Source organism: Actinoplanes cyaneus, from assembly GCF_016862095.1.
Lineage (GTDB): Bacteria > Actinomycetota > Actinomycetes > Mycobacteriales > Micromonosporaceae > Actinoplanes > Actinoplanes cyaneus.
Genome location: NZ_BOMH01000027.1, coordinates 1 through 20,001, shown reverse-complemented (window position 1 = coordinate 20,001; position 20,001 = coordinate 1). Strand labels below are relative to the sequence as shown.

Here is a 20,001-nt window from a genome sequence, read left to right as displayed (position 1 = left end):
CTCTCGATCATCACTGGCCGCCGTGGACGAACGCGGCCCAGGCGGCCACGGCGGTCAGGTCGGTTCCCGCCAGCCGGTCACGCAGCGCCGCGGGCATGTCCTCCGGGACCTCCCGGTGCGGGTCGAGCATCCACAGCTGGGCGTCCCGGAGAGCCGCCCACGACGGCCGGCCGGCCACCCGCAGGTTGCGGTGCACCATGAACATCAGGGCCGAGGTGGCGCTGTCCGGCACGTTCCACTGACTGGACAGCACGGTGCGGGCGCCACCGGCCAGGAACGCGGTGCCGAGGCTGTACGCCTCGTCGAAGCCGTTGAGGGACAGCCCCGTCTGGCAGGCGGCGAGCACCACGAGACCCAGGGCTCGCTCCGGGACGGCGCCGAGCAGGGCGACGAGCTCCTCGGCGGTCAGCTGACCGGTGTCCCCCTCGTCCGCGGCGAGCTGCAGGTAGGCGGTGGCGCGGGGACCGCCCGTACGGACGAATCCGTGACATGCCAGGTGCAGCGTGCCACCGGAGACCGGCCCGGGAGTCCCCAGCCAGGCACGGACCTCCGCGGGGGTGCCCCGGCCGGTGCGGCTGGGCGAGCCGTCCGGACGGCGGCCCAGATAGCGGGCTCCGGGATAGAAGAGCTGCCTGATCGCGTACGCCTCGAGGCGCGCCGCAGGCAGTGACGGCACGCGCTCCCCGGCCTCGGGGTCGCCGACGATCAGCCCGGTCACGGTGTGCGGCACGGGTGCCAGGGCTGCCGAGCGCACCAGCATCCGGGCCGAGGCCGCCTGCGACACGGCGATCAGCTCGACGGCGTAGCGGCCGTCGCCCCGGCGGGCGGCCTGCCACGGGATGCGCGACAGGTCACCCATCGGGATCAGCACGATCCGGGGCGGCCGGCCCGGGACCGCGGGCAGCCTCGGCAGGTACGTCTCGATCAGCGGGCGCATCGCGGCGTCCCACGCCCAGCGCCCGATGCCGGCCAGCCGTGCGGTGAGCTCCTCCTCGTCCTGCCCGTCGGCGTCGCCGATGTCGCGCTGGGCCAGCGCGGAGAGGTACTCGTCGAGGCGTGGCGCGGCGTCGGTGGTCAGTCCCATCAGGGTGAGGAAGCTCGGCGGGCCGGATGCCGGCGCGATGACGGCGTGCCCGGGCCGGACCTTCTCGCCGGGCACCAGATAGACCAGCGCGTCGGCGTCGAGGCCGGTCAGCGCCTGCTGGATCTCGGCGTAGCCGGGCGGGTCGAGCAGCGCCGCGGCGGTGCTGTGCCGGCTCAGCGCGGTCATCACGTCGCGGCGCAACTCGGCGGGGAGCGCCGCGGGGTCGCGGGTGGCTGCGGCGGCCCGCCATCGCTGTGCCAGCGAGGTCTCACCGGCCGTGGCGAGCCGGTCGGCGAGCGATCCGGTCTCGGTGGCGGCGAACAGGGCCAGGCCGCGCCCGGCGTCGAGCGCGGTGATCGCCGCGGCCGGATCGGTGGCGGCCAGACATTGCCGGGCCACCTCGATGGCCTCGTCGCCGGCGGTGCGCACCGCGGCCGTGGCGGCGACCAGGTCGGGCTGCACCAGCACCTGCCAGACCGTGCCGCGCAGCCCGTCGAGGGCGGTGAGGTGGGAATCGGGCCGGTCGCCGAGCAGCCGGCCGATCTGCCCGGTCATCTCGCTGACGATCTGCCATTGCGGGTGGTGCGGCCCGCCGGCCCGCGACCGGGCCTCGCCGACCACGCCGGCCGCCTCGCGCAGGGCCTCGCCGTCGCCGGTGAGCTCGTGCCGGCGCAGCAGCGCGGTCCCGAGCACGCCGAGATGGAAGACGCGCTGCGGGTCGTCCGGGCCGGCCGTGGTCACCGCCTTGCGCAGCTGGCCGAGGCCGAGCGTGATGCGCCCGGGGTCGGTCTCGCGCCCGGCCCGCAGCGCGGCCAGGCCGGCCTGGCTGTGCAGCAGCGCTCGGTCGCCGGGGGCGAGGCCGGGCTGCTCACTGTGGGCGACGAACGCCGACAACTCCTCGTCGGACAGCCGCGGCGCGTCGTCGCGGGCCAGGCCGGCGAAGGTGGACAAGCCGGCCGAGGCCTCGTCGAACGCGGCGCGGACCGGGCCGTCCGGCAGGGTGTCGATGGTGTCCCGGATGGTCGCCGGGTCGTAGTCGCGGTCGGCGAGCATCCCGGCCATCCGGGTCAGGACGCCGGCCTCGGGCCGGCTCGCAGCCTGCGGGGGCAGCCCGGCCAGGAACCCGGCGATCTCGTCGGGCAGGTGCGCCATCGCGCCGGCGTCGCCGTGCTGGACGGCGGAGGCGAACCTCAGCGCCATCCGGCCGGAGGCGAACAGCGGCCGCAGACCGGCGTCGCCGGCGTGCTCGGCGGCCAGCTCCTCCAGGCGGGCCAGGCCGGCGGCCGGGTCGCCGGTCGGCTGGGCGAGCAGCAGGACCTCGGCGGCGACCCGGGTGCGCCGCCAGCCGGGGGTGTCCGGCGGGTCGCTGTCGGCGGCGGCGAGCAGGCCGGGCATTGCCCGGGTGGCCGCGGGACCCGGCACCGTCCCGGTCTTGAAGATCGCCTCCACCAGCCCGGCGGCCAGCCGCGCCCGGCCCGGCGAGCCGTCCGGCAGCCGTGCGAAGTCGCGCGCCGCGCCGTCGAGGTCGCCGTGCCCGGCCACCGCGGCGGCGATGGTGGCATACAGCGCGACCACCGCGTCCTTATCGCTCACCCGGTCCTCCGTCCCGTTCGATCCGTGCACTCCCTCTCTGACGGACCGGTCGCCGCGCGGCCGCGAGAGGCGGACCGGTTGCCGCCCGGCCGCGAGGGGCGGACCGGTCGCTGTCCGGCCGCGAGACGCGGGGAGGCGGGCCGGTCGCTGTCCGTCAGAGAGGGGCAGCGTCCGGGAAGGGGAGCCGATGATCGAGGAGTTGCACGCCGGTGAGGTGCTGGGTCACCTGCCGCTGATCCCGGCGGGCGGCCGGGACCCGGACGGTGGGCCGGTCGCGCCGCCGGCCGGGGTGCGGTGCGGTCACCCGCTGGTGTATCCGATCGCGGCCGGTGACCTGCCGGGTCCGCTGGCGGCCCGCGCGGACGCCACCGGCTGCCGGTACCTGGGGATGCTGCTGGCGTTCGACCTGGACCCGCTGCCGGCCGGCGCGAGGTACACGGCGGCGCGGTTCGACGTGACCCTGACCGGCCCGGGGGCCCGGGCGGTACGCCTCGACGACGGCGACTCGCTGGGTGTCACCTTCGAGGGTGACGCCGCGTCGGCGATCGCCGCGCAGACCGTGTGGGCGGCACGGGCCCGGCCCGGCTGGTTGCGCCGTTTGACCGGCCGGGCCGGAGCGCCGCGGGCGTGGGCCACCGGCGCGCAGTCCGCGTCGTTCGGCTGGGTCTTCGACGACCCGGCCGGTGAGCTGCTGGTTCCGCGCAACGTCGGGATGCACGCGCTGCTGGAGGTCCCGGCGGGCAGCACCGAGATCAACGGCCTGATCACGGTACGGGCGGAGATCGCCACCGGCCGTGGACGCCGGTCGGCGGAGGTGGCCGAGGCGGTGGCGTTCACCGAGCCGATCAGCGCCCCGGGTAAGCCGTCGGAGCCGGCCGGAGCCGTTGGCGAGCAACCGGAGCCGGCCGGCGCGTCGGTGCGGCTGTGCATGGCGGCCGACGTCGCCGGATACAGCCGCCGGCGCAACGACGAGACCGAGCGGATCCAGGAGCGTCTGGTGGAGCTGCTGGCCGTCGCTCGCCGGGCGGCCGGGATCGGCGAGGAGCAGGTCAGCCCGCAGCCGCAGGGCGACGGCCAGTTCACCGTGCTGCCGGCCGGCCTGGACGAGTCGGTGGTGATTCCCCGGCTGCTCACCGGCCTGTCCGCCGCGTTGCACGACGTCAATGCCGTGGCCGAGCCCGCGGATCGGATCCGGCTGCGGGTCGCCCTGCACCGCGGGCTGGTCAAGGAGGGCCGCAACGGCTGGATCGGGACCGCGCCGATCGCCGTGCACCGGATCCTGGACAGCCCGCCGCTGCGGCACGCGCTGGCCGAGCACACCACTGCCGGGTACGTGCTGGGCGTGCCCGACCTGCTCTACCGCGACGTGCTGGTGCACGGGGACGGGCCACCGGCGCCGGCCGAGCTGGTCGCGATGACGGTGGACCTGCCGGACAAGGACTTCCACGAGCGGTGCTGGTTCTACGTGGCGCCGGAGCCGGCCCGATGAGCACTGTCTACGCGCTGCTGGTCGGGGTGGACCGGTACGCCGCCCCGGACCTCGAGGTCCCGGATCTGCGCGGCTGCGTCAACGACGTGACCGACGTGCTCGCCATGCTGACCACCACGCTCGAGCCGGGCGTGAAGCTGGAACCGCTGGTGTTGCTCGACGGGGAGGCGACGCTGGCCGCGGTGATCGCCGGGCTGCGTACCCACCTGGGGCAGGCCGGACCGGAGGACACCGCCCTGTTCTGGTTCAGCGGGCACGGCTCGCAGGCCCCGGCGCCGCCCGGCGCGTGGGTGGTGGAGGGCACCGGCATGGTGCAGACGCTGGTGTGCCACGACAGTCGCGCCGGTGGCGTCCCGGATCTGTGGGACAAGGAGCTCTCCGGGCTGCTCGACGTGATCGCGGCCGGGGCCCGGCACGTCGCGGTGGTGCTGGACTCCTGCCACTCCGAGGGCGGCACCCGCGAGGTCGGCTCCCGGTGGCGGGCGGTGCCGCCGGGCCCGGCCCGGGACGTCGGGTCGCTGCTGCCGGAGACGCCGCCGCCGACCGGCCCGGCGCCGGACGGGCCGGAGCACGTGGCGCTGGCCGCCTGCCGCCGCGACCAGCGGGCCGAGGAGCGGCTGCTGGAGGGCGTCCCGCGCGGCCTGTTCACCTGGTCGCTGCTGCGTGCGCTGAAACGGCTCGGCCCGGCGGCCACCTACGCCTCGCTGCTCGCCGCGGCCCGCAGCGAGGTGGCGCAGCACCGGGCGTTCGAGCAGTCGCCGCAGCTGTATCCGGCGGCCTCCGCGCTGGCGGACGAGGTGTTCCTGCTCGGGGAGGCGGGCACGACCGGCACCGGGGTCGTGCTCTCCTACGGCCTGCACGGCTGGCAGATCGACATGGGACGCGCGCACGGCCTGCCGGCCGAGCCGGCCGGGCTGTCCTTCGCGGTCCGCGGCGACGGGCGGCGGGTGCGGGTCGGCGAGGTGCGGCCTGAGCTGAGCCTGGTCGAGCCGCTGAACTGGGTGCCGGATCGGGATCGGCAGTACGCGATGGTGGTCGCCACCCTGCCCCGGCCACGGGCCACGGTCGCCGGGTTCGAGGTGCCGGAGTCGCCGTACCTGCGGAACGCTCGCGAGGACGAGCCGGTGGCGCTCACCGTGCGGACCGGGCCGGGCGGGGCGCGCATCACCGACCACCAGGGCCGGGGCACCGACGTGGCGGGCACGCCGGAGCAGATCCTGGCCGCGCTGGAGCACCTGGCCCGCTGGCTGTGGCTGCGCGACCAGCTGCGCAATCCGGACTCGCGGCTGGGCGAGCCGATCCGGCTCGAGGTCGTGCCGGCCGGCCCGGGTGACGTCGTCGAGGTCACCGACGGTGCCGTCCGGGTGGACTACGCCTGGACGGGGTCCGGCTGGACCGCGCCGGAGGTCTACATCCACCTGTACAACACGTCGAACCGGCTGCTCTACGTCACGGTGCTGGACCTGACCCCGCGGTTCGCGGCGCACGCCCGGCTGTACCCGCCCGCGCCGATCGCGGCGGGCCACCGCACGGCGGCGCGGGAGGGCCGCCGGCTCCGCATCTCGCTGCCGGCCGGCGAGCAGCCCCGGCCCGGGCTGGAGGTCAGCGAGTGGCTGCTGGTGGTGGCCTCGGAACGGCCGTTCGGCGCCGAGCCGTACCTGCTGCCGCCGCTGGCCGGGTTCGTCCACCCGGTGCGCGACGTGGACGACGCCGACCCGCCGGCGGGCGATGGGACGGACTGGACGGTGCAGCGGTTCGAGATCCGGACGCGGGTCCCGCGGCTCACGTGACGCCGGCGGCGAGCGCCCGCAGCCCGTCCGGGTCGAGCACGGTGATCGTGCGGTACCCGGTGCCGACCAGGCCGTCGTCGCGCAGGCTGCGCAACGCCCGCTGAACGGTGTCCTCGGCGGCCCCGATCAGGGCGGCCAGCTCGGCCTGGTTGAGCTGGACGCCGAGCGGGCCACCCCGGCCGCCGGGAGTGCCGCACCCCTCGGCGATGTCGCGCAGCACCCGGGCGAGCCGGACCGTGACGGGGTACGCGGTGAACTCGGACCGCCGCGCGTTCGCCCAGCGCAGCCGTTCGCCGACCGTGGCGGTCACCTCCTGGCCGACGCGGGGATGCTGTGCGACGTACCGCAGGAAGTCGGCGCTCCTGATGACGGTGGAGACCACGTGGCCGCAGGCGGTCACGGTGGCGCTGCGCACCCCGCCGGTGATCGGGGCGAGCTCACCGAGCAGGTCGCCGGGCAGCCGGATCGCCAGCAGCCGGGACGTGCCGGCGGCCTCCGAGGTGATCTTGACGTAGCCCCGGCGGAGCACCTCGACGTGGGTGCCCTCGGCGCCCTCCACGAACAGCCGCGTGTGCGGCCGGATCGGGCGGGTCACGCCGAGGGCGAGCAGGGCGGTGCGGTCGGCGGGCGGCAGCCGGGCCATGAAGGAGCGGGGCGCCCAGGCCGGCGCGCCGATCCCGTCATATCCCGGCATCGTCGCCGGCCACCGGTGCTGGGATGGTCCCGGAAGGAGGGACGGGCGATGGAGTCACATCGATAGCTGGCACGGGCACACCTCCACGGGTATCTGACGGACCGGACGCGGTCCGTCAGATACCGGTGACGTTCCTGGAGGTGACGGTCATGGTGAGGCACACTGTCGTGGTGATCATTCGCTGCGGTGGACGGCCGGTCGCATGACGCTCACCGAGCACCAGCGGGAGCGGCTGCACCGGCTGCTCACCGACGAGTTGCGGGCCGCCCTCTCAGCCGGCGACCGTGCCGTGCCCGCCGAGACGCTCGCCGCCCGCCGGGCCGCCCTGGCCGCCGACGATCAGCAGCGCCTCGCGGACGATCCGGTCCACGACCCGGGGGTCGGCGAGCCGGACTGACCCGAGCCGGTCGTCGCCGAAGACGGCGCGCAGCACGCTCACGATGCCGGTCCGCGGATCCTCGCCGTTCCCCAGCCGCGTCTCGATCGCGGCGACCGCCGCGCCGGCCAGTTCCTGCAACCGGCGTTCGGCCTCGTCGTCAGCGCTCTGCGGCACCAGCGGCCGCGGGTCGCCCGGCCGGTCGCCGGGCGGCGGTGCGAGCGGCGGCGTCTTGGCGCCCAGCGGCCGTTCCACGTAGTCGGCGTACCAGCGGTGCCGGCGCCGCATCGCGGCCAGGACCCGGTCGAGGTCGTCACGCAGCGCCGCGACCGGGGCCGGCCGCCCGGTGAGCTCGCCGCGCCGGGCCGCCCAACTGTCCACCGGCCAGATCTCGTGACCGGCCGACTCCGGCACGCCGACCCAGTCCAGGACCCGGGTGGCCAGCTCGACCAGCCACGGATCGCGGGCCAGCTCGGCGGCCAGCCAGCCGGGCACCCGGGGCCGCTGCTGGGCGCCGCGCTCGCCACGACGGCGCCGATGGCCGTCCACGGTGGCGGCGGTGAGCCGGGCCGACATCCACGCCTCGACGTCGCGTACCGGGGTGCGGGCGTTGCGCAGCAGGTCGGTCACGACGGCCTCCACGTCGTCGTGGAACCGGTCCACGCAGTCGTCGGTCAGCCGGGTCAGGCCGGTCGAGCAGCGCCAGTGCCCGCGCCGCCGCTCGGCAGGGCGGGTCACCCGCTGGTAAACCAGGGGCCACGCCACCTCGTACGCGGCGGCGCACAGCTCGGCGCGTCCGGCCGGATCCGCCCCCCGCACGGCGCCGGCCAGAGTGCCGGCGCCGGCCAGCGCGCGCAACCGTCGTACGGCCTCGCTGCCCCCGTCCGTGTCCCGCATCGCGCGCCCCCGATCGGCCGGTGGCCACCCCGCCATCGACAGCAGCACTATGGAACCGCCACGCGGCCGGGCGGAAGGACAAACCCTGGCCACAGTGGTGGCACCGGCGCTGCCGAAAAGCGACACCGGCTTCCCGCCGTCAGCCGGGATCGCGCTCCCGCGGGCCGGTCACGCTGCCTGCATGACCGACGATCTGCTCGCCGAGCTGCTGCGGTTGCGGCGCGGCCGGGGACTGCACGAGCCGCACCTGGCCGTCCGGCTCGGCCCGGAGCTGCGCACCCTGTGCTCGGTGCTGCTCGGCGACGCCGACGGCCCGGCCCGGGCCAAGGTGATGGCCACGCTCGGTGCGCTGGCCGGGCAGCTCTCACCGGATCTGCGCCGGGCCGCCGAGCTGGCCCTGGCCATGGGGGAGCGGCCGGCGTCCCGGCTGAGCCGCCGCGCCGAGGATCTCGCGGCGATCCTGCACTGCAGTGAGCGGACCGCCCGCCGGCGGATGGACGAGGCGCTCGCACTGATCGCCGGCGCCGCCACGCGGGCCGGCGAGGCGCCGCCCGGCCCGGCGTGGCGGGTGCGGCGCTTCACGGCGCTGCTGCGCCTGGACACGCCGTCGCCGGAGCTGTACGAGACCCGGACGATCTACGCCGAGCGGCACCTGGACTCGGTGACCGTCACGCTGGACGTGCCGGCGCGCGCGGACACCGACGAGGCGGCGGGACCGCTGGAGGTGGAGGCTGTCCGGGGCGCCCGGGTCAGCGGCATCGAGACCGGCCCGGACGGCCGGCATCACCGCGTGACAGTCCAGCTGGGCCGGCGGCTGTGCCCGGCCGAGCGGCTCAGCTTCACCCTGCGCTACCGGCTGCCGCCCGGCGCGCGCATCCGGGAGCACTGCGTGCTGGTGCCGCTGCATCCGTGCGACACGGCGCTGATCCGGGTCCGGTTCGCGGCGCCGCCGTCAGTGGCGTGGCGGGTGGACGAGGTGGCCCCGCGCCAGCTCGACGCGGCGACCGGCGCCTGCACGGCCACGCGGCTGACACCCGACCGGGTGGGCGAGATCGAGGCGCAGTTCGGGCGGCTGGTGCAGGGACACGCGTACGGCGTGGCGTGGCGGGCCGTTCAGTGAGGGCGGCCCAGGATGGACAGCGCCGTGGTGACGATCCGCTGCATGGTGGCCATGTCGGTCAGTGCCCGGGACACGTCGCCGAGCGGTTCCGCGACCGTGTGCGGCGCCCGGTCGAGCGTCGCCGCGACGGTCCCGCCGAACACCGTGCGGATCACGTCGGCCACGATGTTCTCGGCCGAGCCGCCGGCGCCGAGCCGGTCCTCGATGGCCTGGACGGCGTCGGCGGCCAGTTGCAGCAGCTCGGCCTCGACCCGGTCGTCGGGGTCGTTGAGGGCCAGCGGCGTGACGGTGTCCCCGGCGTCGAGCGCGACGGGCGGCTGCTTGGCGCCGAGGGGCCGTTCCACGTACGACTCGTACCACTCGGGGCGGCGGCGCATCACGGCCAGGACCGTGTCGACGTCCCGGGCCACCACGGCCGGGGTGCTGGCAGCCCAGTCGCCGGTGACGATCGCCCGGCGGTGCGCCCAGGTCTCCACCGGCCACACCTCGGCGCCCGCGGTGACGCTGATCCCGACCCAGGTCAGGATCTCCAGTGCGAGCGTGGTGAGCCAGGGGTCGCGGCCCAGGCCGTCGGCGATCCAGCCGGGCACCCGGGGCCGTTGCAGGGCGCCGCGCGCGCCACGGCGGCGCCGGTGCCCGTCGACGGTGGCCGCGACCAGGCGCCGGGTGATCCACGCCTCGAGCTGACGGACCGGCTGGCGGGCGTGCTGCAGCAGATCGTCCACGACGGCCTCGACGTCGTCCTGGAACCGGTCGAGGCATTCGTCGGCCAGGTTCGCCACCCCGGTGGCGCAGACCGGGTGCCCGCGCACCTGCTCGAAGCGGCGGGTGACCCGGGCGTAGACGATCGGCCAGGCCACGTCGTAGGCGGCTCCGGTCAGCTCGGCGCGCCGGTCGGGCCCGGCGGAGGCGGCCGTGGCGGCGAGCGTCCCGGCCGCGGCGAGCTCCCGCAGCCGCTGCACCCGGTCGGGCCGCTGCCGCTGCCGGGGGATCGGGATCGCACCGGGCGCCGGGGCCGAGGTCGCCGGGATGGTGTGCGCGCCGGCCGGTGGCCCGTTCGGGGTCCGGCGGCGGGAGTTGCGGATCTGGGCCGGGGCCGGCCGCCCGGCGTGTTCGTTCGCGACGCCCACCTGCGCTCCTTCACGTTTCGGCAGCGGGGTGACAGGTCCGTCCACATCGGCGGCCGGTCACCCGGAAGCATGGACCAGACACGGTGTGCACACGGACCGGAACGGGCCGTTGCTGCCGGTTCGGGGTTCCATTTCGTCCGTTCAGACAGACCTGCGCCGGATGATCGTCGATCAGGCCCTCGGACACCTCCCAGCTGTCCGTCAGATACGCGCGTCCCTGTCCACGGATCTCGGGTGGTCGCACGTGAGCGGTGAAGTGGGAGTCGTCATGGTGGCGCCGGCGATCGTCGGCATCGGACTGGTCGCCGGCGCCGGTTATCTGGCCGCGCGCGGGGTCGGCGCGCTGGCCGGCGCGGCCGGTGACCGGCTGGCCGCCCGCCAGTCCCGGGGCTGGGCGGTGGCCGACCGGATCGCCCGGGTGGTCGCCGACCACCGGTTGCTGCAGGATCAGATCGGGCGCGGTCAGGCCCAGTTCGCCGGCGCGATCTCGGACGGGCCGGTGATCGGCGACGCTCCCGGTGGCCTGAACCTGGACCGCGGTGAGCAGTGGGCGGCGTGGGCCGAGGCCGCCGTCGAGCAGGCCGGCGCCCGGTTCCGCCAGGAGATGGCCGCGGCCCGGACCGGCTGGGTGATGGACGAGGTGGCCGCCGCTCTGGACCGGCTGCCCCGGCCGGCGCCCGTGCCGGGCCGCCCGGCGGTGGCCAGGGCCGTGCCGGCGCCCAGCGTCAAGGTCGCCGAGTCGTTGCGGCGGGTGCTGGGCCGGATGGACGGTGGTGTCCCGCCGACGCTGGCCACGACCCTGCAGAAACGTGCCGCCGACGCGCTGGCCGCGGTGTCGGAGGCGACCCAGCTGCAGCTGCTCGACGACCTGCGGTACACCGTGGACCAGGCCAACGAGCAGGTCCGGCGCCGGCACGCCACCCTGCGGGAGCTGACCGCCCGGCTCGCCGGTTACACCGGGCCGGCCGTCGACGAGGCGCTCGCCGCGATCAGCGCGGCCGGGGCCGACCCCGGCCCGGACCTGCCGGCGCTGTCCGACACTGTCGACGCCGCGATCGCCGCGACCCTCGCGCCGATGGTGCGCGAGTACGCCCACCAGGCGCTGCGCGACTCCCTCGAGGAGATCGGCCTCGCGGTCGAGGAGGACTTCGACGTGGCCCTGGGCACCGAAGGGCTGGCGCACCTGCACCGCGACGGCTGGGACGACCTGGCCGTACGGGTCCGCAGCCGCGGCGAGGACGCCTACTACTTCAACATGGTCGCCCCGGCGGGCGCCGATGAGACGGACGTGGCCGCGGTGGAGCACCAGTGGTGCTCGGCGGTCGACCGGCTGCTGCCCGTCCTGGAGGCGCACGGCCTGCAAGTGACCACCACCCACCGCAGCGAGGAAGGTGATCCGCACGTGCAGACGGTCGCCAAGTTCCCGTTCGAGCGTCGCCGCCGCGACGATCGACGACGTGACGAGGACGTACGCCGCCGGCGGGAGCTGCCGCGATGAGCGACGGATACCCGGCCTGGCTGCGTGAGGTCCGCACCGCGCTGTCGATCAACTCCCAGGTCGTGCTCTACGGCAACGTGCGTGACGTGTTCCTGCTGCCGGCGCCGACCGGCTGGGAGCCGTGCGACCTGCAGACCGGGCTGCACCGGGTGCTGGCCGCCGAGGGCTACCCGCACCTGGTGGTGGCCGACGCGATCGCCGGGCTCGGGGTGCTGCCGGCCGACCCGGTCGCCGCCAAGGCCGCGGCCGAGGTGGTGCAGCGCGACAACCGCCCGGCCTGGGGGCCGTGGAAGGAGAAGGACGGCCAGCTCGGCCCGCTGTCGGACATCATCGAGCGGGTCGCCGGCGCCGACAACGAGCGCAGCGCGGTCCTGATCGACTTCGCGTCCCGGCTGATCCTCGACCCGGGCCGGCTCGACCCGGCCGAGCACGCGTTCTTCGCCCGCTGCGACCGGCTGTCCCGGGTGGCGTACCCGAAACCGGCGGCCACCGACCCGCGTCCCCTCTACAACCCGGTGATCTGGGCCGTGAACAACGAGCGGGACCTGCCGATCTGGCTGACCGCCGGCAACGACGACATCCGCAAGATCGCGGTGCCGCTGCCCGAGTTCGGGGTCCGGGAGACCGCCGCCCGCTGGCTGGCCAATGCCATGACCGGGTACCGCGAGGCGAGCGAGGAGGACCAGCGCTCCCTGGAACGCCGGCTCGCCGAGCAGACCCAGGGCATGACGTTGCGCAGCATGATGGCGATCGCGCGGCTGGCGGCGCGGATGCGTACCCCGATCGCGGACATCGACGAGGCGGTGCGCTGTTACCGCGTCGGCGTGCACGACAACCCGTGGCGGGCCACCCACCTGCGCAGCCGCATGCAGACGGCGACGGACCGGATCTCCTCCCGGGTCAAGGGCCAGCGCGAGGCGATCCAGCGGTCGGTCGACATTCTCGTACGGGCGGTGCTCGGCCTCTCCGGCGCGCAGGCCGGCGGCAACGCGTCGCGCCCGCGCGGGGTGCTGTTCTTCGCCGGGCCCACCGGGGTCGGCAAGACCGAACTCGCCAAGGAGCTCACCCAGCAGATCTTCGGCGACGCCCGCGCGTACACCCGGTTCGACATGAGCGAGTTCTCCGCCGAGCACTCCGCGGACCGGCTGATCGGCGCGCCGCCCGGTTACGTCGGCCACGATGCCGGCGGGGAGCTGACCAACGCCGTACGGCAGCGGCCGTTCAGCCTTTTGCTCTTCGACGAGATCGAGAAGGCGGCGCCGCGGATCCTCGACAAGTTCCTGCAGATCCTCGACGACGGGCGCCTCACCGACGCGAGCGGCTCCACCGTCTACTTCTCCGAGACGGTGCTGGTGTTCACGTCCAACCTGGGCATCAGCGCCGAGGAGTACGAGATCCAGGCACAGTCCGACCCGCTGCACGCCCCGTTCACCAGGGAGGAACTGGAGGACCGGGTCCGGCAGGCGGTCAAGCACCACTTCTTCAGCGTGCTCAACCGGCCGGAGCTGCTCAACCGGCTCGGCGACAACATCGTGGTGTTCAACTTCATCGACGCGCCGACCGCCGCCGAGATCTTCGACGTGCTGGTCTCGCACGTCCGCGAACGGCTGCGCGCCGAGCACGGCGTCGACCTGCGGCTCAGCGACGAGGTCCGGCAGCAGTTGCTCGACGGCGCCACCGCGAACCTCGGGATGGGCGGCCGCGGCATCGGCTCGCACCTGGAGAGCGCCCTGGTCAACCCGCTGGCGCGGGAGCTGTTCCGCCGGGAGGACCTGGCAGGCCGGCAGATCACCGTCGCCGGCCTGCGCCACGCCGACGGCATCTGGCAGGTGAGCCTGACATGAGAATCCGGATCAACCGGGTCCACTACCCGGTCGTGGTGCTCGGCTACGGGCGCCGCGCCGGGATCTGGACGCAGGGCTGCGGCATCGGCTGCGAGGGCTGCGTCTCCCGCGACACCTGGGATCCCGACCCGGCCACCGAGGTCGGCGTCTCCGACGTCCTGGACTGGTGCGCGGCGCTGCCCGACGACGTGGACGGCGTCACGATCAGCGGCGGCGAGCCGTTCGACCAGCCCGAGGCGTTCCTGGCCCTGCTCGACGCGCTGCACGCCTGGCGCGCCGGCCGCTCCCGGCCGATCGACCTGCTCGCCTACAGCGGCCGCAGCCCCGCCGTGCTGCGCGCGCGGTTCGCCGAGCACCTGGCCCGGCTCGACGCGGTCATCCCGGGCCGGTTCGTGGCCGCCCAGGCGCCCGGCAACCGGTGGCGCGGCTCGGCCAATCAGGAGCTGATCCCGCTCACCCCGCTCGGCCACGAACGCTACGACGCCGAGGTGGAGCGCCCGGCCGGGCGTACCCACCTGCAATTGGGCACCGACGGTGACCGCGTCTATCACATCGGGGTGCCTGCGCCCGGCGACCTGGCGGCGCTGGAGGCGGCCCTGGCCCGGCGCGGCCTGACCTACGAGGAGGCGTCATGGCGCAGCTGATCTGTCCCGGCTGCAAGGCCGAGATCCAGCCCGGCGAGCAGTACTGCCGGTCCGCGTGCTTCCTGACGCCGATCTCGAAACCGGCCGAGGACCCGACCACGCCCGAGTTGACCCCGGTGCCCGAGCCGGCCCCCATGGTCGTTACCCCCGCACCGGCGCCGGCCGCGTCGCCCTGCGGCGACCCGGACTGCCCGCACGGCGGCCGGGCCCCGGCGGCCGGCTGCCGGGCCTGCGGCCTGCGCGGCGCGGCCGCGGCCACGACGCTGCGGTTCACCGGCTTCGTCATCGCCGTCGGCCCGGACCGGCCGCTGGTGGTCGGCAGGGAGAACTCCCCGCTCGCCGACCGCATCACCGGCTACCCGAACGTGTCGCGTCAGCACGCCGAGATCCGCTCCGACGGGACCGCGCTGACCGTGGTCGACCTCGGCTCGATGAACGGCACGTTCGTCAACGACCGGCGGCTGCCGCCCCGCGAGCCCACCGCGGTCCGCGCCGGCGACCGGGTCCGCTTTGCCACCAGGCTCGAAGCCACCGTGACGGGAGAGACATCGTGAGACAGCTCGACGTGGTCGCCGTGACCCACCGCGGCCGGGCCCGCGACTACAACCAGGACACCGTCAGCGTCGCCGGCTTCCAGTCCGGCGTCCTGGAGGGCCAGCCGGTACGGTTCGCCGTCGACCCGGTCCGGCCGGTGATCTGCCTGGTCGCCGACGGGCTCGGCGGGCTCGCCGAGGGGAGCCGGGCCAGCCGGCTGGCCGCCGCGACGATCGCCGACGCGGCGCCGTCCCTGCACGACGGGCGCGCGGTGGCCGACGCCGTACGCGCCGCCAACGACGCCGTCTACGCCGAGATGGCCGTCCGGCCCGCCTGGTCCGGCATGGGCACCACGATCGTGCTGCTGGTCGTGGCCGGCGAGCGGATCATCTGCGCCAACGTCGGGGACAGCCGCTGCTTCCTGCTGCGCGACGCGCACCTGGTGCAGCTCTCCCGGGACGACTCGGTGGTGCCGCCGCCCGGCGAGGCGACCGTCGCCACCGTCGTCACCCAGTCCCTCGGCGGACGTTCCGAGCCGACCCCTGTCGCACCGCACCTGATCGAGGTCGACGTCAGCCCCGGCGACCGGTTCCTGCTCTGCAGCGACGGGCTGACCGACGAGCTGGAACCCGAGCGCATCGAGGCCGAGCTGGTGAAGGCCGACGACCCCGTCGCGGCCGTGACGGCGCTGCTCGGCGCGACGCTCGAGGCCGGCGCCCGCGACAACGTGTCGATCGTGCTGGTCACCGTGCCCACCGAACCACCGGCCGAGCAGGCCGGGACCGCCCAGGAAGGAACCGTCCCGTGACGGACAACGGCTACCACGCCCAGGACAGCGGCTCGACCGGGCGGCACGCGGCCCCGGGCACGACCCGCGACACGACCGGCGCTCCCGGCACGACCCTGGACGCGACCAGCGCTCCCGGCACGACCCTGGACGCGGGCAGCGCGCCGGGCACGACCCTGGACAACGGCAGCGCACCGGGCACGACTCTCGACGCGACCAGCGCTCCCGGCACGACGCCGGACTCGGGCAGTGGCCTTTCCTCCCCCCGTACGGCGGGGGAGCGCTTCATCCGGGTCAACCTGCCGCCCGCCCTGCTGCAGAAGTACGAGGTCGACCGTGACCTGGGCGCCGGTGGCGAGGCCGACCTGCTGCTCGTCAAGGACCGGGTCAGCGGTGGCCCGTGCGTGGTCCGGCTCTACCGCCGGCAGGACCTGCCGCTGGACGAGGACAAGCTCGGCCGGTTGATGCGGGCCGACCGGCAGCACCTGATCCGGCTGCTCGACTACGGCCGCGGCGACGGCTACGTGTGGGAGATCCTGGAGTACGCCGCGGAGGGCTCCCTGGAGGACCTGCTGCGCCGCAGCCCCGCGCCGTGGGACCCGCAGCAGGTGTTCAGCGTCTTCGACCAGCTCGCGCCGGCGATCGCGTACGCGAACTCGCTCGGCATGGTGCACCGCGACATCAAGCCGGGCAACGTGCTGATCCGTTCGCTCCTGCCGCTCGACCTGGTCCTGGCCGACTTCGGGCTGACCAAGTTCATCGCCGCCACCCAGCACATCGGCACCAACTCGCGGACGTCGGCGTACGCGCCGCCCGAGGCGATCGGCGGCGGGTACTCCCGGTCGAGCGACTGGTGGTCGCTCGGCATGGTCCTCTACGAGCTGCTCGTCGGACGCAGCCCGTTCCAGCGGCTGGACGGCACCTGGATGGACGACCGGTTCATCACCACCCAGCTGATCAGCCGCGAGATCGACGTGTCGGCGGTGACCGACGACCACTGGCGGCTACTGCTGCGCGGCCTGCTCACCAGGGCGCCGGACAAGCGCTGGGGCCCGCAGGAGACCGCGATGTGGCGCGCCGGTGGCAAACCCGCGGTGGCCGACCCCGAGCCGGCGCAGTCCGCCACCACCACCGGGCCGGCCAGCAACGCCACGTACGTCTTCGCCGGGGTCGGCTACAACGACCCGGTCGAGTTGGCCGCCGCCTTGCGCCGCGACTGGAACGAGGGGCTGCGCGTGCTGGCCGGCCGCAAGCTCAAGACCCCGCAGTACCTGGCGCTCAAGGACTGGCTGGCCAAGCACCAGCGGGCCGAGGCGGTGCAGGCGCTCGACTACGGCGTCGACGAGCGCCCCGAGCGTGGCCTGATGCAGGTCGCCATGGCGCTCGACCCGAACGTGGTGCCGGAGTTCAACGGGTACCACCTCGACGACGCGCACCTGCGTGACCTGCTGCGCGACGCGGTCGCCGGCCAGCCCGCCGCCCGCCAGGTGGTGGACCAGATCTTCGCCGACGGCATCCTGACCATCTGCGACGGGACGCCGGGCTGCTCCGGCTACGCGATGCTCGACGACCGCTGGCACCGCTCGGTCGAGACCGCGCTCGCCCGTATCCAGCGCACCGGCGCCCGGATCTCGGACGCCGACCTGCAGTCGATGCGCCTGCAACTGTTGGTCACCTCGTACGAGGGTCAGTCGCACCAGTTCATGGAACCGGCCCGGCAGGCGGCGCTGAACAGCGAGGCGTTGTACCAGCCGTGGTTCCGCGAGCTCGCCGGCGAGCAGACCGCCGAGCAGTACCAGGCAGCCCAGCACGCCGTGATCATGGCGACCGCGCCGATCGCCGAGCGGCAGACCATCGACCAGCGGGCCGAGGCCGAGCGCCAGCGGATCGCCGCCGAGCAGCGGGAACTCGCCGAGCGCCGGAACCAGATCGACAAGTGGTCCGTTCCGCTGGGCGTGATCTGCGGTGTTCTCGCCTTCTGCGTGCCGGTGCTCGGCCTGTTCTCCGGGCCGGCCGCGATCTATCTCGGCGTCCGCGCGCGCCGAGTGTCCACGAGTGCCTCGACCTGGGCGATCGGGCTCGGCGGGGTCGGCACGCTGCTGCAGTTCACCGTCCTGATCCCCGCTGCCTTCAGGTAGCCGGCGAACCGCTCACACGGTACGGAGGTCGAGGCTGTTGCGGACGAACGACGACTGGTCGCCGGTGGACCACCACAGCACCCCGGCCCGGTACGAGATGTTGCCCGCGTCCGGGCTGACCAGGATCAGCTGCCGATTGCTCAGGTCGTGGACGAGCAACTGCTGGTTCCCGGTCAGGTCGGACTGCGCGGTGGTCTTCGCGAGCACCTCGAACCGGTCCAGCACCGCCACGTCGGTGATCGCGGTGGCCACGTTGCCCTCGATGACCTTGCGGCGGGCGGAGCCGTCGGGGTGGGACAGCTCGATCCGTGAATACCCGTCCTGGTTGATCGACACCAGCTGGCACCAGACGGCGCTGCACGCGGTCACGCTCCGGTCCGCCGACGGCACCGCGACGGTCACCCCGGTCGACAGGTTGCGCAGCGTGGTCGCGCCTCGCGCCGAGGTCTGCCCGTCGACCGCGAACGGCCAGGCGGCCAACCCCCACGTGCCCTTCTCCCTCGTGACGGTGACGGCGCCACCGGTCACGGCCACCGACCGGAACTCGGTCTCGTCCCCGACGCCGCTGGACACCCAGCGCACCCGGCCGTCCGCGACGATCAGGTCGTGCTCGGAGTCGTAGAACTGCATCGCCCCGACGTCGGCGGTCAGCATCCGCGCGGTCCGCGGGTCACGCCTGTCAGCCGACCAGAGCTGCTGCTTGCCGGAGATGCTCTCCACCCAGAACAGCTCGTTCCCGCTGCTGGTCAGGGCCGCGAACGGCGCCCGGTGCTCGGCCGGCACGTTCCGCAGCTCCAGCAGTTTGCCGTCGCCGTCGCGGATCACCAGGCGCAGCGTCGCGGAGTCCGCGCTCTGCGCCGTGCCGATCGCGGTCCTGGCGTCGAGGAACAGCGCGGGGGAGAACTCGCTGCCGTCCGGCAGCTTCGACGGGATGTTGCCACGCGCCGCGTTCGGCCAGGCGGCGGCGAGGGGGAGCGGCTGCGGTTCCCCCGACTGCGCGGGCGAGCCGAAGAGCAGCGCGGCGCCCGCGGCGAGCGCCACGCCGAGACCGACCACCATGCGCGCGAAGCGCCCCCGCCCTGACATCACGCGATGTTAGCTCGCCCGCTGCTCGCGGCCGCGGTCAGTCGCCCTTGACGTTCACCAGCTGGCGCAGGGTGTGGCGGATCTCGACCAGGTCGTCCGCGTCCTTCATCACCACGTCGATCGGCTTGTAGGCCTGCGGGATCTCGTCCAGGAACGCGTCCGTGTCCCGGTACTCGATGCCCTTCATCGCCTCCCGCAGCTGCTCGCGCGTGAACGTCTTGCGGGCCTTCGAGCGCGAGTACGCCCGCCCGGCCCCGTGCGGCGACGAGTTCAGCGACGCGGCGTTGCCCTTGCCGACGACCACGTACGACGCGTCGCCCATCGAGCCGGGGATCAGCCCGGGCACCCCGGCCGCCGCGTTGATCGCGCCCTTGCGGGACAGCCAGACCTGCTTGCCGTAGTGCGTCTCCTGCTCGGTGTAGTTGTGGTGGCACTGCACACGTTCCACCTCGTGCACCGGCCCGCCCGCGAACTCGGCGAAGCAGGCGACGACCCGGTCCATCATCTCGTCGCGGTTGGCGAGCGCGAAGTCCTGCGCCCAGCGCAGCTCCCGCAGGTAGGCGTCGAACTCGCCGGTGCCCTCCTCCAGGTACGCCAGGTCACGGTCGGGCAGCTCGACGCCGCGCTTCTGCTGCAGCTCCCGGGCGACCTGGATGTGATGGCCGGCGATCCGGTTGCCCACGCCGCGCGAGCCGGAGTGCAGGAACAGCCACACCGAGCCCCGCTCGTCGCCGCACACCTCGATGAAGTGGTTGCCGCTGCCGAGGGAGCCGAGCTGGAGCTTCCAGTTCTTCGCGTACTGCGCGGGGTCGAAGTCCGCTGCCGCCTCCAGGCGGGCGACGCGGCGCTGGGCGGATTCGGTCAGCTGCCGGTTGTAGCCGCCGGCCGACAGCGGGATGGCCCGCTCGATCGAGGTCCGCAGCGAGCCGCGGTCCGGCCGCAGGTCCTCCACTTTGTACTGGGTGCGCACCGCGGCCATCCCGCAGCCGATGTCGACGCCGACCGCCGCCGGGATCAGCGCGCCCAGCGTCGGGATGACCGAGCCGACCGTCGCGCCCTTGCCGAGGTGCGCGTCGGGCATCAGCGCGATGTGCGGGTGGATGAAGGGCAGCCGGGACGCCTTCTCGGCCTGTTCCAGGGTCTCGTCCCCGATCAGGCTCGCCCAGTTCATCAGTCGCTCGTTGATCTGCCGCACGTCAGGTTCCTCCCGTGAAATCGCAAGGATCCTTGCACGTACGGCCGGTGCCCGGGACCGATTTACCCGCCGCCCGGATACCGCGCGCCGCGGCGGGCGGCC

At 74.6% G+C, this 20,001-nt stretch carries 15 protein-coding genes; 9 read left to right on the top strand and 6 right to left on the bottom strand.

Annotation, left to right across the window (positions count from 1 at the left end; translation table 11 throughout):
• Positions 1 to 10: 10 nt before the first annotated feature.
• Positions 11 to 2,677 (bottom strand): CHAT domain-containing protein, encoded by a 2,667-nt coding sequence (locus tag Acy02nite_RS17125; protein WP_203741732.1) that lies wholly within the window; start codon positions 2,675 to 2,677, stop codon positions 11 to 13.
• 187 nt (positions 2,678 to 2,864) lie between these two features.
• Here Acy02nite_RS17125 and Acy02nite_RS17120 point away from each other — a divergent pair, with 187 nt between their 5' ends.
• Both Acy02nite_RS17120 and Acy02nite_RS17115 read left to right on the top strand, forming a co-directional pair.
• Positions 2,865 to 4,166 (top strand): hypothetical protein, encoded by a 1,302-nt coding sequence (locus tag Acy02nite_RS17120; RefSeq protein ID WP_203741730.1) that lies wholly within the window; start codon positions 2,865 to 2,867, stop codon positions 4,164 to 4,166.
• Entirely contained in the window at positions 4,163 to 5,956 is a 1,794-nt protein-coding gene (locus tag Acy02nite_RS17115) for a caspase family protein (protein ID WP_203741728.1), read from the top strand. Before Acy02nite_RS17120 ends, Acy02nite_RS17115 begins: the two co-directional genes overlap by 4 nt.
• On the opposite strand, the gene Acy02nite_RS17110 is transcribed toward Acy02nite_RS17115, so the two are convergent.
• A complete protein-coding gene (locus Acy02nite_RS17110; RefSeq protein WP_203741726.1) occupies positions 5,949 to 6,650 on the bottom strand; it encodes a Crp/Fnr family transcriptional regulator in 702 nt (233 codons plus the stop codon). The genes Acy02nite_RS17115 and Acy02nite_RS17110 overlap by 8 nt on opposite strands.
• 271 nt (positions 6,651 to 6,921) lie before the next feature.
• The gene (locus Acy02nite_RS17105) at positions 6,922 to 7,923 is read right to left on the bottom strand and encodes a hypothetical protein (RefSeq protein ID WP_203741725.1); all 1,002 of its coding nucleotides are present in this window, start codon (positions 7,921 to 7,923) and stop codon (positions 6,922 to 6,924) included.
• A gap of 181 nt (positions 7,924 to 8,104) precedes the next feature.
• On the opposite strand from Acy02nite_RS17105, the gene Acy02nite_RS17100 reads away from it, so the two are divergent.
• A complete protein-coding gene (locus Acy02nite_RS17100; protein ID WP_203741724.1) occupies positions 8,105 to 9,043 on the top strand; it encodes a hypothetical protein in 939 nt (312 codons plus the stop codon).
• On the opposite strand, the gene Acy02nite_RS17095 is transcribed toward Acy02nite_RS17100, so the two are convergent.
• Positions 9,037 to 10,173 carry a hypothetical protein gene (locus Acy02nite_RS17095; RefSeq protein WP_203741723.1) on the bottom strand — a complete coding sequence of 379 codons (1,137 nt, stop codon included), beginning with the start codon at positions 10,171 to 10,173 and terminating at the stop codon, positions 9,037 to 9,039. The two genes, Acy02nite_RS17100 and Acy02nite_RS17095, sit on opposite strands and share 7 nt — an antisense overlap.
• A gap of 244 nt (positions 10,174 to 10,417) precedes the next feature.
• On the opposite strand from Acy02nite_RS17095, the gene Acy02nite_RS17090 reads away from it, so the two are divergent.
• The 6 genes from Acy02nite_RS17090 to Acy02nite_RS17065 are packed head-to-tail and all read left to right on the top strand — an operon-like array spanning position 10,418 to position 17,618.
• A complete protein-coding gene (locus tag Acy02nite_RS17090) occupies positions 10,418 to 11,671 on the top strand; it encodes a hypothetical protein (RefSeq protein ID WP_203741722.1) in 1,254 nt (417 codons plus the stop codon).
• On the top strand, positions 11,668 to 13,515 hold the full coding sequence (locus Acy02nite_RS17085; RefSeq protein ID WP_203741721.1) for an AAA family ATPase: 1,848 nt from the start codon (positions 11,668 to 11,670) through the stop codon (positions 13,513 to 13,515). The genes Acy02nite_RS17090 and Acy02nite_RS17085 overlap by 4 nt, the downstream gene beginning before the upstream one ends.
• Positions 13,512 to 14,159, top strand: coding sequence for a 4Fe-4S cluster-binding domain-containing protein (locus Acy02nite_RS17080; protein ID WP_203741720.1), 648 nt, complete (start codon positions 13,512 to 13,514; stop codon positions 14,157 to 14,159). Before Acy02nite_RS17085 ends, Acy02nite_RS17080 begins: the two co-directional genes overlap by 4 nt.
• Positions 14,147 to 14,713, top strand: coding sequence for an FHA domain-containing protein (locus Acy02nite_RS47195; protein ID WP_275407297.1), 567 nt, complete (start codon positions 14,147 to 14,149; stop codon positions 14,711 to 14,713). The genes Acy02nite_RS17080 and Acy02nite_RS47195 overlap by 13 nt, the downstream gene beginning before the upstream one ends.
• Positions 14,710 to 15,501, top strand: coding sequence for a PP2C family protein-serine/threonine phosphatase (locus tag Acy02nite_RS17070; RefSeq protein WP_203741718.1), 792 nt, complete (start codon positions 14,710 to 14,712; stop codon positions 15,499 to 15,501). The genes Acy02nite_RS47195 and Acy02nite_RS17070 overlap by 4 nt, the downstream gene beginning before the upstream one ends.
• Complete coding sequence (locus Acy02nite_RS17065; protein WP_203741716.1) at positions 15,498 to 17,618, top strand: protein kinase domain-containing protein; 2,121 nt, start codon at positions 15,498 to 15,500, stop codon at positions 17,616 to 17,618. Before Acy02nite_RS17070 ends, Acy02nite_RS17065 begins: the two co-directional genes overlap by 4 nt.
• A gap of 12 nt (positions 17,619 to 17,630) precedes the next feature.
• Here Acy02nite_RS17065 and Acy02nite_RS17060 read toward each other — a convergent pair whose 3' ends face one another.
• Together Acy02nite_RS17060 and Acy02nite_RS17055 are read right to left on the bottom strand one after the other, a co-directional pair.
• Positions 17,631 to 18,704: a hypothetical protein gene (locus Acy02nite_RS17060; protein WP_239174945.1), complete on the bottom strand. Its 1,074-nt coding sequence runs from the start codon at positions 18,702 to 18,704 to the stop codon at positions 17,631 to 17,633.
• Between the two features lie 37 nt (positions 18,705 to 18,741).
• A complete protein-coding gene (locus tag Acy02nite_RS17055) occupies positions 18,742 to 19,899 on the bottom strand; it encodes an RtcB family protein (protein ID WP_239174944.1) in 1,158 nt (385 codons plus the stop codon).
• Positions 19,900 to 20,001: the final 102 nt, after the last annotated feature.